At 48.0% G+C, this 15,590-nt stretch carries 10 protein-coding genes and 1 pseudogene; 10 read left to right on the top strand and 1 reads right to left on the bottom strand.

Annotated features, from left to right (window positions below; all coding sequences use genetic code 11):
• The first annotated feature begins 75 nt into the window (after positions 1 to 75).
• The 10 genes and pseudogenes from AC4EVX_RS05065 (at position 76) to AC4EVX_RS05020 (ending at position 14,095) form a co-directional block, all read left to right on the top strand.
• The gene (locus tag AC4EVX_RS05065) at positions 76 to 1,587 is read left to right on the top strand and encodes a transglutaminase domain-containing protein (RefSeq protein ID WP_177978293.1); all 1,512 of its coding nucleotides are present in this window, start codon (positions 76 to 78) and stop codon (positions 1,585 to 1,587) included.
• A gap of 794 nt (positions 1,588 to 2,381) precedes the next feature.
• Positions 2,382 to 3,605, top strand: a complete 1,224-nt coding sequence (gene tyrS, locus AC4EVX_RS05060) for a tyrosine--tRNA ligase (protein ID WP_177978294.1) — start codon at positions 2,382 to 2,384, stop codon at positions 3,603 to 3,605.
• A gap of 23 nt (positions 3,606 to 3,628) precedes the next feature.
• Positions 3,629 to 4,429, top strand: a pseudogene (locus AC4EVX_RS05055) (GTP pyrophosphokinase); the annotation flags it as partial.
• A 293-nt stretch (positions 4,430 to 4,722) separates the two neighbouring features.
• On the top strand, positions 4,723 to 7,950 hold the full coding sequence (locus AC4EVX_RS05050; RefSeq protein ID WP_490159706.1) for a hypothetical protein: 3,228 nt from the start codon (positions 4,723 to 4,725) through the stop codon (positions 7,948 to 7,950).
• 121 nt (positions 7,951 to 8,071) lie between these two features.
• Positions 8,072 to 8,605 (top strand): signal peptidase I, encoded by a 534-nt coding sequence (gene lepB / locus AC4EVX_RS05045; RefSeq protein WP_308451420.1) that lies wholly within the window; start codon positions 8,072 to 8,074, stop codon positions 8,603 to 8,605.
• 35 nt (positions 8,606 to 8,640) lie between these two features.
• Positions 8,641 to 9,684, top strand: a complete 1,044-nt coding sequence (locus AC4EVX_RS05040; RefSeq protein ID WP_490159705.1) for a DUF7601 domain-containing protein — start codon at positions 8,641 to 8,643, stop codon at positions 9,682 to 9,684.
• 220 nt (positions 9,685 to 9,904) lie between these two features.
• A complete protein-coding gene (gene srtB, locus AC4EVX_RS05035) occupies positions 9,905 to 10,636 on the top strand; it encodes a class B sortase (protein WP_490159704.1) in 732 nt (243 codons plus the stop codon).
• A gap of 22 nt (positions 10,637 to 10,658) precedes the next feature.
• Entirely contained in the window at positions 10,659 to 11,507 is an 849-nt protein-coding gene (locus tag AC4EVX_RS05030) for a Spy0128 family protein (protein WP_177978298.1), read from the top strand.
• Positions 11,508 to 11,619: 112 nt separating this feature from the next.
• Entirely contained in the window at positions 11,620 to 12,546 is a 927-nt protein-coding gene (locus AC4EVX_RS05025) for a sortase domain-containing protein (protein WP_177978299.1), read from the top strand.
• Positions 12,547 to 12,835: 289 nt separating this feature from the next.
• On the top strand, positions 12,836 to 14,095 hold the full coding sequence (locus tag AC4EVX_RS05020) for a CNNM domain-containing protein (RefSeq protein WP_177978300.1): 1,260 nt from the start codon (positions 12,836 to 12,838) through the stop codon (positions 14,093 to 14,095).
• Between the two features lie 188 nt (positions 14,096 to 14,283).
• On the opposite strand, the gene AC4EVX_RS05015 is transcribed toward AC4EVX_RS05020, so the two are convergent.
• Complete coding sequence (locus AC4EVX_RS05015; protein ID WP_177978301.1) at positions 14,284 to 15,426, bottom strand: DUF362 domain-containing protein; 1,143 nt, start codon at positions 15,424 to 15,426, stop codon at positions 14,284 to 14,286.
• Positions 15,427 to 15,590: the final 164 nt, after the last annotated feature.

Here is a 15,590-nt window from a genome sequence, read left to right as displayed (position 1 = left end):
AAAAAAGAGACCAAAACAAGAAACAAAAAGAAGCAAGAAAAGCAAAAATACGACAAAGAAGGGACAGGAGCGACGATGAGTGAAGCAGAAGATAAGAGAGAATACTCAAAGGAGAGACAGGAGAATCCAAACAATAAGAACGAAAACAGAATTTATCTCGAGGCAGGAGGGAGCGTGAAGAGCCTTGATGCGCTGACCGTGGAACTCCCGGAGGATATTGCAAGACTTAAGGCAATGGGACATTTAAAACTCGCGAAGCGGGTAATTGAGAAGCGTCTTGAAAAGGACCTTCCGGAGGCGTTGAGAGAGCGTCTTCTTCTTGAGCGGGAGATTATTGCGCGTCTTCCAGAGCAGTATCCGCACAGTTGGCAGAGTGCGATCAATATGATGAAGGAGACATTTGCAGATTTTGAAAATGAGGAACTCGATGATCTTCTGGTGGAGGGAGCGTTTGAGTGGATCTGCATCAACGGGGAGATCAAACTCAAGGACAATTTCATTGACAACCTGATCAAGACCCGGAAAGATCTTAGCTATCGTCTGCTCAATGAGGAGACGATCTGGGATCGCCGAGCACAGCTCAATATGCTCGATGATGTGATGCACAAGATGAAGGAAAAGGGAAGTCTGAGAAGCAAGATTCATATCAAGAGTACAGCATCTCTGCGTCCGTCTGCGAGAAGAGAGGGCACAAAGATTCAGGTACAGCTTCCGCTTCCGATCGAGTATGCTCAGGTGAAGAAATTTGCATATCTCGGTTGCAGTCCGGAGTGTGGACAGGTGGCTCCGACGTCTGCGCTTCAGAGAACGATCTGCTTTGAGACAGAATATCAGAGTGGGCAGACCTTTGAGGTGGAATATGAACTTGAGAATGAGATGAAATACTGGGACTGGAAAGAAGCCGCCGAAAAGTTGGATTTGAGCCGGGAAGAGGAAGAATCGAATGAACCGAATGGAGAGCGGGAAGAGGCGAAAAAGTATCTGGGGGAACAACTCCCGCATATCCGTTTTACTCCATATCTGAGAGCACTTGCGCAGGAGATTGTCGGGGATGAGACAAATCCGGTGAGAAAGGCAAAGAAAATCTATGATTATATCACGACTCATGTAATGTATTCCTATGTGCGCTCCTACTTTACGATCGAACAGCAGGCGACGTTTACGGCGACAAACTTAAAAGGCGATTGCGGACTTCAGGCACTGCTCTTTATCACGCTCTGCCGAATCGTCGGTGTGCCGGCGAGATGGCAGTCCGGTCTCTATGCATGTCCGAAGAATATCGGCTGTCACGACTGGGCACAGTTCTACATAGAGTCGTATGGCTGGCTGTATGCAGATGCCTCGTTTGGAGGAGCTGCGTGGAGAGCGGGAGATCTCGAGCGCTGGGAGTTTTATTTCGGAAATCTCGACCCATACCGGATTCCGACAACCTGCGAGTATCAGAGTGATTTTTATTTCCCGAAAAAGTATCTGAGACAGGACCCATATGACAATCAGATGGGCGAAGCGGAATACGAGGATCAGGGGCTTCTCGTGGGAACAGATTTTGATACGAAGCATGAGAAGATTGAGATTGATCTCATTTAAATCGCATTCGGCAAGGGGCTTGACAAACATCCTGGGAAAAGGCTATAATGCAAGCGTGATCGCAAAATTTTCGGCGCATGGGAATGCGACAGCAATCAGATCGGATAGGAATCAGATCGAGTAGAATCCAAATTGGATAGAAATCAAACTGGATAGGAATCCGACAGAATTTGTGATCAGAGATCAGAAAAGTGAAAATCAGTCAGGCAATGAGAGGAAGAAGTACCATCGGGAATACCCGCACAGAAAGTAGCCGGAAGATGAGAGGCGCGCGGAGAGACGGCATGGGAATACATCCTTGAGCTTCACACTGAACGTGGTCGTGAACAGAAAAAGAGCAAAGAATCGATCCGATTTTTGTTTTGTTTCAGAGAGCGGGACATCAGTAGGCTGTGACGGAGTCGGCGACCGTTATCATGTCGGAACGTTATAGAAACCATGCAGAACAATCACAGATGGGATAGAATATGACGCTCAGTGAGGCAGGCAGTGCAAGCTGTCTGTGAACAGAAGGTGGTAACACGAGCATGCGCCTCGTCCTTTTGATGGCAGAACCATTGAGAGGGCGGGGCTTTTTCTTTCATAGGAACTTGATAACGCCCGGACTTCTCGGTTCTCACGAATAGACGTGTGTTTGAATCGTATTTTCAGATGCACGCAAGCGCAGAAAATAAAGATTTCCCCCAAAAAGAGCGAAATCAAAAAACAAATAAGAAACACAGACAAGAAATAAAAAAGAAAGACAGAAGCAACGAAGAAAAAAGAACGAAAAAGAGAAAAAGGAGATTACAGCGATGAATTGTTACGAAGAGCTGGTTGCCCGCGGTCTGATCGCGCAGGTGACAAATGAGGAAGAGATCCGTAAGATGGTCAATGAGGGAAAGGCAACGTTCTACATTGGATTTGACCCGACCGCAGACAGCCTTCATGTTGGACACTTTATGGCACTGTGCCTGATGAAGCGTCTTCAGATGGCAGGAAACAAGCCGATCGCTCTGATCGGAGGCGGTACCGCAATGGTAGGTGATCCGTCCGGACGTACCGATATGCGTCAGATGATGACGGTTGAGACGATCCAGCACAACTGTGAGTGCTTCAAGAAGCAGATGAGCCGTTTCATCGATTTCGGTGAGGGCAAGGCAATGATGGTAAACAATGCAGACTGGCTGTTAAAGCTGAACTACGTTGAACTGCTTCGCGATGTAGGTGCTTGCTTCTCCGTAAACAACATGCTTCGCGCAGAGTGCTACAAACAGCGTATGGAGAAGGGACTGAGCTTCCTTGAGTTCAACTACATGATCATGCAGAGCTACGACTTCTATGAGCTGTTCCAGCGTTACGGCTGTAACATGCAGTTTGGCGGAGATGACCAGTGGAGCAACATGCTCGGCGGTACCGAGCTGATTCGTCGTAAGCTGGGTAAGGATGCTCATGCGATGACAATCACCCTGCTCTTAAACTCTGAGGGCAAGAAGATGGGTAAGACCCAGTCCGGCGCTGTATGGCTTGATCCGAATAAGACCTCCCCGTTCGATTTCTACCAGTACTGGAGAAATGTCGACGATGCAGACGTATTAAAGTGCCTGCGTATGCTGACCTTCCTTCCGCTTGAGCAGATCGATGAGATGGATAAATGGGAAGGAAGCCAGTTAAATACTGCAAAAGAGATTCTTGCATTTGAGTTGACGAAACTTGTTCACGGTGAGGAAGAGGCAGTTAAGGCTCAGACCGCTGCAAAGGCTCTGTTCTCCGGTCAGGGAAGCCTTGAGAACATGCCGTCCTACCAGCTGAAGGAGGAAGACTTCACGGATGGAGCAATCGACCTTCTCGCAGTTTTGCAGAAGTCTGGTCTGGCTTCCTCTCGTTCCGAGGCTCGCAGAAATGTTGAGCAGGGCGGTGTATCTGTCAACGGAACTCAGGTAAAGGACATTAAAGCATCCTTTACGAAAGACGATTTCGGCGGAGACGGAATGGTTGTAAAGCGCGGTAAGAAGAACTTTATGAAGGTAACTCTGTAATGCCATCTGGAAACCAGATTAAGATGATTAAAAAGAAAAAATTTTTAAAAGAGTATCACATCGAAAAAGAAGAGCTGAAACGAACCGGCATGAAGTGGGATGAGCTGAATGCGATCTATGATCACTATTGTCAGCTTGAGGGACAGTTGAAACGGATCGGAAAGGATTTTGTGAATGATTACCTGTATGACATTGAGCGTGCAGGCATTCACTCCTACCGTTACCGAACGAAACAGCCCGGTCACCTGATTGAGAAGATCATTCGCAAGAAGCAGATGACCCCCGATCCGTATCAGTATATCGATCGGACAAATTACTGGAAATACATGACGGACTTGATTGGAATCCGCGTCTTCTTCCTTTACCGGGAAGATTGGATTCGCTTTCACAACTACATCACTTCCGTGTTTGAGAATAATCCGGAATGTTATATAGAAGACCGTCTGATGGATTTTGATGAGAATCCCGATCACTGTTACATCGCGGAGCGCCCGAAGGTTTACCGCAGAACGGGTGATACCAGAATCTATGACAAGCGCCTGATCGACATCAAGTCGGACGGCATTTACCGGTCTCTGCACTATATCATTAAATATAAGGGATATTATGTGGAGATTCAGGGAAGAACGCTTTTTGAGGAAGGTTGGAGCGAGATCGATCATGACATCGTCTACCCGTATTTTCAGGATGACGAGATGCTGACGGATTTCTCGACTCTGCTCAATCGTCTCGCGGGAATGGCGGACGAGATGAGTTCTTATTTCCGTCGGATCAAGGATATGAAGATGGAATCCGCTGAGAAAGCCGAGAAGGCTGAGAAAGAAGAAAAAGCCTACAAAGCAGAAAAAACAGAAAAGACAGAGAAGGCGGAAAAGTCTGAGAAATCTGAGAGTCTGAGCAAGGCGGACAAGGTGACAAAGAAGGCATCAAAAAAAGAAAAAGAAGCTCAAAAAAGCGAATAAAACTGAATAACAATCGAAGAAGCGTCGAAAAAGAAAGAATACTGTTTACGGATTGTTCCGAAAACGGTATTCTTTTTTTCATATTTTTTTGCCCCCTTTCATATCTTTCCATTAGAGCGTGTCCCGGGAAGGGATTCAAGAAAGGGGGGAAGGCAATGGATACACATTTCAAGCAAGAGGTATCCAGGATCGTTCATGTTCTGAAAATGCGCGGAAAAAGATTCTGTGCGGTACTTTTGTGTGTGACGCTTGCGATGGGAAGTGGACTGTTTCACCTGGCAGTGGTGGCATCATCGGGAAATAGCGGTGTGACGGAACTCGAACTTGACCCAAAGCAGCTTTACGCATGCATTCAGCAGACCGTGAAGTCTCAGAAGTCCCTGAATCCGGATGATCGGAAGTGGAGAGGGGCATATGCCGGAGAGTACCAGAACATTCTCTACGGGGAGGATGGGGAGGGAGAGAACCTGTATGAGGTTGCGCTTCCGGAGGACTTTACAAAGAAAAACAGGAAAGAAAAGGTCGGGCTTCATGTGTTTGTCCGGCTGGATGATCGAATCAACCTTGAGAATGATTTAGAGGATGATTTGGAAAATGATCGCGATTTAAGCGGGGATTCAAGAAAAGATCTTCGAGAAAATTTGAATATTCATTCTGTGAAAACTCAGCAGGAGCTCTATGAGTTTCAGGGGGATGAGACTCTGATGTTTCTTTTCACGAATCAGACGGATGTGACACAGCGCGTCAGCTTAAATCTTGGAAGATATTCGACCGGAATTGCCTCGATTGGTCCGAAGAGCTGGGTGAAGAGAGGGGCGGATGAGGAATGGTCGACCGGATCGGATGCATTTGGCAGTGCGACAAACTCCGATTCCGATGAGTTTGAGACGATGGCAACAGAGGGGATGAAAGTGGAATCTGGGACAACCTCAAATGCGGATGGTACTTCCAGTACACGTTCCGGTGTAGTTGCGACGTCCTCAAATATCGAGCGCCAGACCTTGAAGGGTCAGTGGCTGGAGATGGTTTTGGCAGACCGCAGGGCAGGAAGAGGATTTGTGACAACGGCAGAGGATCTTGAGCTTGAGCAGTTAAAAGATCTTGCTTCCGATTCCGATGCAGACTTTTATGAGTCGGAGACAGAAATTGCGGTTGTGCGTGCGTGGGCAGAGCAGGGAAGCTTGCCGGATCATGCGAGTCTTGAAGTCACGCAGATAAGCGGGGATGAAGGACAGGATGGCGAAGAATATCAGGAATACCAGAGAGCGAAAGAAGCTCTTGATCAGCAGGAGATTGCATATGACGGGATGATGGCATTTGACATCGGATTTCTTGATGAACAGGGGGAGGAGATTGAGCCGGACGGAGTTGTGGAGGTACATATTGAACTCAAGGACGGGGCACTTCCGGAGGATGCAGATCCCGAGTCGCTTGCGGTTCAGCATTTGCTTGAAAACGGCGAGGAGATGGAGGTGCGCCGGATGAATGTGGAGGGTGAACCGCTTGAGTTTAAGACAGACAGTTTTTCGACCTACACGGTGACATTCCGGACGGAGCTCTCATCGATTCGATCGATTTCGATTCGAGATGACATTACAAATAGCGGAACTCTGATTCCGCTGATCAATGGCTCAGAGCTGACCCAGGGGGGATCGGGAAGACTTTTTCTTCAGTGGTACCGTCAGACTTCTGACGGAGACTGGGAGGCAATAGAGCGCGTTAAGGTCAGCGGAGATTCCTACAACGTTTCAGATGACGGAAGACTTAATGTTGCCCTGGATATTTATACGAGACGGACGGAAGACTCGGATTACCGGAACAAGCAGTATACATACCGAGTAGAGGCGTGGCTTGAGGGGGACGAAAACAATAAAAAGGTTTCCTCCTCCTACACGGAACCGTATTATATGCAGATTCAAAACGGTGGATTTGAGAACCCTTCTGTGACAAGGTGGATTCAATATAAGAAATCTTCTTTTGTGCAGCTTCCAAATGGAACGAGCGGACTTGTGTGGAGGACGACGGGATCAGATGGAAAAATCGAGATCACGGGGGACAATCCGAGTGGAGCCTATCATTTTGAGCAATATATAGAGGGAGAGAGGGCTGCCGAGCTCAACTGTGAGGCATATGGTTCTCTATATCAGGATGTCCTGACGGTTCCGGGATCGGAGCTTCACTGGCAACTTTCCCATGTCGGCAGAGAATTTCCCCCTGTCGGTAAAGAGGGAGCTGATACGATGCGCGTCGTGATCATGTCGGCGCCGGAGGCGATCGCTTCTAATATCACGAGTCAGAGCGCAATGGAGACACTTTGGGCGGAGCACCCGGAATATTTCCAGATTGCAGATGGACTCACGAGTGCGGATATCACAGATGGACCGGCGGACTGGAAAACGTATTCCGGCGAGTATCAGGTTCCGGCAGGTCAGTATCTGACGCGATTTTTCTTTGTTGCAGTCAATGCCGTGGGTGGAGCGACGCAGGGAAATCTGATCGACAACGTGTGGTTCAGCACGGAGCTTCCGCCGGCAAAACCGGATCGCGGACATTTGACACTTAAAAAGACTGTGTTCGGTCTTGACGCAGAGGATGCGCAGAATTATCGGGTGACTGTGACGGCAAAGAAGGAGGGCAGTAAGGAGACTCTGACAGCGGAGCTTTCCGGATTTATCGCAAATGGAGACGGAAGTTATTCAGCGACGAGAACGTTTCAGAATGTAGGTACCGGAACATATGAGATATCTGAAAATGTGTCGGAGACGGTAAAAGAGCTGCTCTCGGAAAAATATCAGGGTCCGACGAGTACGGTCAATGGAGAAAACGGAACAAGTACAACTGTTGAGGTTCATGACCAGAGTGAGACGATTGCAGAATTTGCGAACACCTATGTGATCTATTCGACACAGGTCACGGTGGAAAAGCAGGTGAGCGGAAACATGGGCGGAAAGAGAGAAGAGTTCTTTTTCCGTGCGGAGGTGTCAAGAGCGGGAAGCCCGATCAGACAGCTGGAATTTCCGCTTCAGGATAAGGATCACGCTTCTTCAGATGAGACAAGATCCCGTGTGCTCACAGAACTTCGCGAGGGTGATGTTGTGACGATCACAGAGACGGGAGGTGCGAGCGGATATGAGACGACGCCGACGGTGAGTGGAAATGTTTCGGATACGCAGATTCTGAATTCCGGAAAGACGATCCGGTTTGTGATTGGAAGTGGAGCGGGAGATATCCGGGTAACATTCACAAATAACCGGGAGATCACGTCTCCGACAGGAATTCCGGGACAGAAACTTTCTGGTCTGCTCGCGATGATGGGACTCTTGTTTGGCTCTGTCTGGATCTGGTGTGAGGGATGTTTTTCAACAGGAAAGAGAAGAAAATAGAGTTGTGAAAGTGCAACGTAAAAAGTTTATTTGGGAAAACGTGGGAAAAGTGCAAAAAAGGCGTGAGAAGTTTAAGGAAAGCGTGAAAAGTTCAGAGGAAAATGAAGATGGGGAAGTGAAAATGAGGAAAACGACAGAGAAGAGAGACCGGGAGGAGAGAAATTGGCAGAGAGAAGAAATTGTGATGTTTTTTCGGAATCTGGCAGTTATGGCGCTTACGTTGATTGTGATGTTCGGTGTGGTATTTGGGGTTTACCGCGTGCACGATAATGCGATGTCACCGCGGATCAGCGCCGGAGATCTGTTGTTCTATTATCGTCTGGAAAAACAGTTGCGAACTCAGGATGTGGTGGTGCTCAGAAAGGATGGAAAACGCTATGTAGGAAGAGTTGTGGCAAAGAGTGGAGATCAGGTGGAGGTAACGGAGGACGCATGTCTCAAGGTAAATGGAAATCTGATTGTGGAGACGGATATTTTTTACGATACGCTCCGAGATGGAGACCATCTCGATTACCCCGTAATACTCGGAGACGGTCAGTATTTTGTGCTTGGAGATTTCCGAATCGGTGCAGAGGACAGCCGGTATTTTGGTCCGGTGGAAAAGAGCGAAATTCTCGGAAAGGTGTTGATTTTGCTTAGAAGAACCGGATTTTGAGATATAAAAAATGTGTTGGAAAGAGAGGATTATCTATGAGACGAAGAAGAATGGGAAAGAAGGCAGTGGTGGTAACGATGACGGCAGTGGCGCTGTCTTCTATTGGAGCGCTTCCGGCGTTTGCAGAGGTGGCACCGATTGAGTCCGTGAATCTGATCAAGAAGGTTCCGACGGATGGAAAGACGTACTCACCGGCGACCTCATTCTCGTTTGAACTTACCGAGGGAGATGCAGGAACATTCAAGGATGAGGTAGTCTATGCCGGTATCAGCGGAGGTTTGACGTTAGACCCGAATAATTCCTTTGATTTCACACCGGGAAATGAGGGTGTGCTCGCGGAGTACAGTAAGACAGGAGCGATTTTGGTGGATGCGACGAAGTTTACGACTCCGGGCATTTATCATTATCAGGTGAAAGAGGTTATTCCGGAAGCTGTGGCAGACCGGTATGAGGGAATCACCTATGATGACAGTGTTTATGATGTCTATGTCTATGTGGAGAATAATTCCGACTACACCGGCTATATCGTGTCTGCTGTGAAGGCGACGAAGGATAATGGAGAGACGAAGTCGGATGATCTGATGTTCCGAAATGATTACGATGGTGTACATAAGCTGACGCTGATGAAGGAGGTAACCGGTAATCAGGGCAATCGCGACAAGGAGTTTGAGTTCACAATTCAGGTGAACGGACAGGAGAATGAGAAGTATGCGACAAACTACACGCTTGCGGATGGAAGCACACTCGTGCTCACAAGTGGAGCAGATGCCGTGACGGTATCCCTCAAGCATGGCGAGTCGATAGAGGTCTATGGACTTTCCGCAAATGATGTCTACACGATCGTCGAGGCAAGTTATGCATCCGATGGATATCAGACAACGATCGCGGGTGCAGATTCTTCAGATGGTCTGACTGCAACCGGTAAGACAGATACCGGGGATGACACGGTTGTTTACACGAATGACAAGACGATCACTTCGCCGACCGGTATTGCGATGGAGTTTGGACCGTATGCGTTGATGCTCGGAGCGGCGGGAGCACTCGGTGGTGTGTTCTTCCGCAAGAAGAGAGAGGAGTAAATAAAAAGCTCCGACGGCGAGAGAAAGTCCTGCAAACGCGCTCTCGCTCCGGGTTCAGCGTAGCAGTGCATAAGACCGTAAAATACACGGTCTAAGCACTGACGCTTCACACGGGTTTGCAGGAGCTTTCTCGCCTTACGTCGCTGGTAATGTGTGTGTAAGGTGAATTTTGTAACCCCATAACTTGTAAAATTTTGGGTGAGAAAGGAGGGATCCCAGAGTGGAACTGGCAGGTCATGTGGCGCGGACGGGAAACAGATTTTTTCGGATTCTGGCGGGCATTTTGATTCTGATGATGCTTTTTTTCGGTGGCTGGTCGCTCTGGGAGAACTTCCAGCTCAGTCAGGAAGCATTTTCAAAAGGACGGATTTTGCAGTATAAGCCGGGTACGGATGGAAGTGGAGGGACGTACAGTCTGGACGAACTGGCAAAGCTGAATCCGGATACGCGGGGGTGGCTGACGATTGAGGGAACACATATCGACTATCCGGTTGTGCAGGGGGAGGATGATATGACGTACATCAATAAGAACGTGTTCGGGGAATTTGCCCTGACGGGATCGATTTTTCTGTCGTGTATGAACAGCCCGGATTTCTCAGACCCCTATAACTTGATTTATGGTCATCACATGGACAATGGAGGAATGTTTGGAGATGTGATGGAATTTCTTGACTCGGAGTATTTTGATGAACATCCGGAGGGAGAGTTGGTTTTGCCGGAGAAGAGGTTTCGCGTTGTCCTCTTTGCCTGTCTTGAGACGAATGCCTATGATCCTCTTGTCTATCATCCGGGACCGGAATATCAGAATGAAAATCTGCTTGAGGAACTTCGGGATCGTGCATCCGTTTACCGGGAGATCGGTGTGAGTGATTCAGATAAGATTGTGGGAATGTCAACCTGTGTGGACGCACAGACGGATGGACGCGTCGTGCTGTTTGGAAAGTTGGAATAAAACGGAAGGAGGAGCGGGAAATATGGATCAGATAAAAAGAAAATGGTTGTCGATACAGTCTGTCGTGATGACGGGAATTGCTGTGTTTCTGGCAGTGGTGGTCGGGATTGTGGCACTTCCGGCAATGGCATTTGCATCGTCTGACCTTATCTGGGTATCCATTCCCGTACAGGTGCAGACATCAGGAAATGCGCCGTCAGGAATGACATACCAGATTGAGCTTGCAAGGAAACAGTCAGATGCGCCGATGCCGGAGAGTGCGGGGGATGTCGATCAATTTGTACTGACGGCAAATGTCGGGGAAAATGTAACCTTTGAGCGGATTGCGTATTCAGTGCCGGGGGATTATGTGTATCAGGTTACGCAGACAACACAGGATCGATCCAATTTTACCCTGGACAGAAGTGCTTATCTGGTGACTGTGCATATCTTAAATGGAGCGGATGGCAAATTGGAGAGTGGACTTTCCGTTGAGAAGCGTGCAGGGGACGGGCAGACGGAACCTGGGGCGAAGGCGGAGAGTATTCTGTTTGCAAATCGCTATTCACGGTCGTCAGGGGGCGGTGGTCATTCTGGAGGTAGTTCCTCATCCGGAGGTGGATCTTCGTCATCAGGAAGTTCAGGTTCGACGAGTACGTCGGAGACAACGACGGGCGAGCCGACGGAGACTTTTCCGGATATTCTGTTTCCGGAGCAGGAAGCAGTTCTTCCTCAGCCGTTTACTTTGCCGAAGACGGGAGATCTCACCCATGAATGGTTCTGGACCTTGCTTGCAGGAGCTTCCGGAGTGGTTGGAACGGGACTTGTAATCGGAACTTTTGTCGGAAAGAAGAGACGGAAGGCAGAGGAAAATGGAAGCCGTCTGGCATGAACGTGGATGACGATGAGAAGACATAAAAATGAGAGAAAATCAGAGAAAACGGGATTGACGAGAGCGATTGATGAGAGAACAGAAATGAAATAACATGAAAAACATGAAAAAAATGAAAGAACGGGAACATGCGGGAGGACAAATTGGGATTTTGATCTGTGCAGTCGTATTTCTGATTTCTTCTGTTGAGTGGGGGCGAACCCGGATGCAGGCAGTCAGAGAGGCAGACACGATTGCACAGCTTGCCGAATTGACACGGCAGGATACAGGATCGGTTACGCAGTCCTGGCCTTCGCCACAGGATGATTTTGAGGAAGGACAAGAAAAGGGAAGTTCCGAGCGGAAAATGCCAGATCAAAATTTGCAGGAAGAAAATTTTCCTGAACAGGAAAAGGATCATGAAACCCGCGATTACGCAAAACTGAGCAGACTGAATTCGGATTTTGCAGGATGGCTCTGGATTCCGGGAACGATGGTTGATCTTCCGGTTATGAATGATCCGGGAGACCCTCAAAAATATCTGCGAAAAGATTTTTTTGGAAAATCTTCGACAGGCGGAAGTCTGTTTGTTGCAGAAGGGTGCGGGACGGAGAGTGACTGTCTGTTGATCTACGGGCATAATATGAGAAATGGAACGATGTTTGGTTCGCTTAAGTGTTATGAAAAAAAAGAGTACTGGGAAACTCATCGCTGGATTCATTTTTATATGCCGGAGAATTTGTGCTCGTATGAAGCCTTTGCCGTGTTTCGGACAACGGTTTCAGAGCCTGAAACGGTTTTTGAACAGGAAACAGCGACGGGAGCAGATGCAGATGCGAACGCAGGTGGTCAGGGGGAGAATTTCCCCTATTATCGCTATGCGGGAAATCTGAATCAGGAGCAGTTTCAAAATTTGATTCGGGAGGTTCGTGAATATGCCTGTTATGACACGGGGATCGTGCCCGAGTACGGAGACCAGATTTTGATGCTTTCTACTTGCAGTTACCACGCAAAAAACGGGAGAGTTGTTGTCGTGGCAAGAGCGGCCAAGGGAAAATGATCTGTGATGAGACTATTGACAGAAAATGAGATTTTTTTTATAATGAGATCTGTTTCATGGATATTCGTGTACAAGAAAGGATTTTTTATCAGATGGACGATAGTGACAACCAGAGTGACAGTGATGAAAACCATATGTTTATGATGCGTTGTGAGATAGAAGAGGCATAGTCTGTTCTCTAAGGGGAGGGCAGGCTGTGCCTTTTGTGCGTGTCAGACGACACAAAAGATGTAAAAAGGTATCGAGTAGAAAAAACGGAAACAGAGATGGAACTAAAGGAGAGAATATGATGAGTAGTAACAGTGTACAGTTGGCAGTGATTCTTGTCTGCCTGGTGATGTCTGCCTATTTTTCGGCAACGGAGACAGCATTTTCTTCGTTGAACCGAATTCGGATCAAAAATATGGCAGATAAAGGAAACAAGAGAGCGGAGCTGGTGATGAAGCTCGAGGATAATTTTGACAATATGCTGTCCTCGATGCTGATCGGAAACAACATTGTAAATATTTTGGGAACATCACTGGCGACGTTGATGTGTGTGCGGATTCTCGGTGAGGAGAACGGCGCAAGCGTTTCCACGGTGATTATGACAATCGTGGTTCTGGTATTCGGTGAGGTAACGCCGAAGAGCGTTGCAAAGGAAGTGCCGGAACAGTTTGCAATGTTTTCTGCGCCGTTTATGAACATTCTGACAAAGATTCTGACCCCGTTAAACTTTCTGTTTGCACAGTGGAAAAAACTGCTTGCAAAGTTATTCCAGATGGAGAACGATCATGGAATCACAGAGGAAGAACTGCTGACGTTCGTCGAGGAAGCGAAGGAGGACGGTGGAATTGACGAGCAGGAGGGACGCCTGATCCGAAATGCAGTCGAGTTTACGGAGCGCGATGTCATGGATATCGGAACTCCGCGTGTCGATGTGATCGGTGTGCCGGAGGATGCAGAGCTGACGGAGATTGATCAGGTGTTTGCGGAGACGATGTTCTCCCGCCTTCCGGTTTACCGGGAAAATATTGACTGCATTGTCGGAATTATTTACCAGAAAGATTTCTATTCAAAGGTTTATCACAAGGGAGGAAAACTCGCAGATATCATCCGTCCGGCGCTCTTTGTTTCAGAGAGCAAGAAGATTGGTTCTCTGTTAAAAGAGCTTCAGCAACAGAAAATGCACATCGCTGTGATTGCCGATGAGTTTGGTGGAACGGCGGGAATTGTGACGCTTGAGGATATTCTCGAGGAGCTTGTCGGAGAGATCTGGGATGAGCATGATGAAGTCATTCAGGAGATCGAGAAGATTTCCGATCATGAATACATTGTCCGCGGTGATGTAAATCTTGACAAGTTCATGGATCTGATCGGACGCGAGACGGACAGTGATGCCCAGACCGTCAGCGGATGGGTGATGGATCTGTCAGGAGAGATTCCAAAAGAGGGAGATGTGGTCACTGGCGAGGATTTGAAGGTGACGGTGCTTGAGATGGATCGCAGACGCGTAGAGCGGGTGAAGATTGAGATTCTTCCGAAGAAAGAAAAAGACGAGGAAGATTAAATTTTTATATGCGATACGTTGTACCATACGGTATTCAATTAATGTTCGTAAAGAGTCATCGTGTGATTTACTATAACGGATATACAAACAGCTGTGAGACAGTGGGGAGATGACTCCCCTGCTGAATCACAGCTGTTTTTGTATATAACCGTTTTTTACGGCTGTTTCGTTTTTTGACTGGTTTTTATTTAGTGTCCCTGACGGCAATCGATCAGCTCGTAATCACGGCTTCCAAGACCGATCTTCTCTGCATGCTCAAGGCAGGAACGCCACTCAGACTCCGGCGTGGAGTTGCGGAACGGATCGTGATGATCATGGAAATGAGGCTCGGACATATGGCGGTCGAGCTGGCTTCCCGGCATCGGAGATGCTTTCATGCAGGCATCCACGCAAGCCTGATCGAGGGCAAGCGGATCGAATGAAGCGAACATACCGATATTCGGCAGAATCGGAACATCGTTCTCACCGTGACAGTCGCAGTTCGGAGAAACATCTACGATCAGGGAAATGTGGAAGTTTGGGCGACCGTCGACAACTGCCTTGGTGTACTCTGCCATACGGCAGTTTAAGAGCTCATTTGCATTGTTGTTGTCAAAGCTGATTGCATCGAAGTTACATGCTCCGAGACAGCGACCACAGCCGACGCAGTTGTCCTGGTTGACGTGCATCTTGCGGGTTTCTTTGTCAAATACGAGACCACCGTTTGCACATTCTCTCTGACAACGGCTACATCCACGGCAGAGTGCTTCGTCGATGTGCGGTTTGCCACTGCAATGCTGTTCGGTCTTTCCGGCGCGGGAGCCACAGCCCATACCGATGTTCTTGATTGCTCCGCCGAAACCGGTCATCTCATGACCTTTGAAGTGGGTCAGGCTGATGAAGACATCGGCATCCATGACAGCGCGTCCGATCTTTGCAGATTTTACATACTCACCGCCGACAACCGGAACATCAATGTCATCGGTTCCCTTTAAGCCATCACCGATGATAACCGGACATCCGACTGTGAGCGGGGTAAAGCCGTTCTCCCAGGCGCACTCGAGATGCTCAAGTGCATTCTTACGGCTACCCGGATACATCGTGTTACAGTCGGTTAAGAATGGCTTTCCGCCGAATTCCTTTACGACGTCAGCAACTGCCTTTGCGTAGTTCGGACGCAGATAGCTGATATTTCCGAGCTCACCGAAATGCATTTTGATTGCAACAAATTTGCCGTTCATATCGATGTCACCGATGCCGGCTTTTTTGATCAGTTTCTTTAATTTGGTCGGAAGACCGTCTCCAAATGCGATGGTGTGGAAGTCTGTGAAATAAACTTTTGATTTTGCCATGTGAATAGTCCTCTTTCTTTTCTTCTTGACTCTGACTTGAAAAAGTCTCATAATTGACTGATTTTATCAGTAAAAGTATAGCACTTAAAGTATACTTTAGGTCAAGCGTTTTCGTGGATTTTTCGGATAAATAATGATATAGTGATTACAGTCTAGGTGGTAGG

This window comes from Brotaphodocola sp. (assembly GCF_983179755.1).
The sequence above is the reverse complement of the archived record's forward strand: the minus strand, read 5'-3'. Positions and strand labels throughout refer to the sequence as shown.

Bases quoted from the DNA above. Each gene is read 5' to 3' on its own strand.
- AC4EVX_RS05065 (WP_177978293.1), top strand. From the start codon at position 76: ATGAGTGAAGCAGAAGATAAGAGAGAATACTCAAAGGAGAGACAGGAG.
- tyrS (WP_177978294.1), top strand. From the start codon at position 2,382: ATGAATTGTTACGAAGAGCTGGTTGCCCGCGGTCTGATCGCGCAGGTG.
- AC4EVX_RS05050 (WP_490159706.1), top strand. From the start codon at position 4,723: ATGGATACACATTTCAAGCAAGAGGTATCCAGGATCGTTCATGTTCTG.
- lepB (WP_308451420.1), top strand. From the start codon at position 8,072: ATGAGGAAAACGACAGAGAAGAGAGACCGGGAGGAGAGAAATTGGCAG.
- AC4EVX_RS05040 (WP_490159705.1), top strand. From the start codon at position 8,641: ATGAGACGAAGAAGAATGGGAAAGAAGGCAGTGGTGGTAACGATGACG.
- AC4EVX_RS05030 (WP_177978298.1), top strand. From the start codon at position 10,659: ATGGATCAGATAAAAAGAAAATGGTTGTCGATACAGTCTGTCGTGATG.
- AC4EVX_RS05025 (WP_177978299.1), top strand. From the start codon at position 11,620: ATGAAAGAACGGGAACATGCGGGAGGACAAATTGGGATTTTGATCTGT.
- AC4EVX_RS05020 (WP_177978300.1), top strand. From the start codon at position 12,836: ATGAGTAGTAACAGTGTACAGTTGGCAGTGATTCTTGTCTGCCTGGTG.
- AC4EVX_RS05015 (WP_177978301.1), bottom strand. From the start codon at position 15,426: ATGGCAAAATCAAAAGTTTATTTCACAGACTTCCACACCATCGCATTT.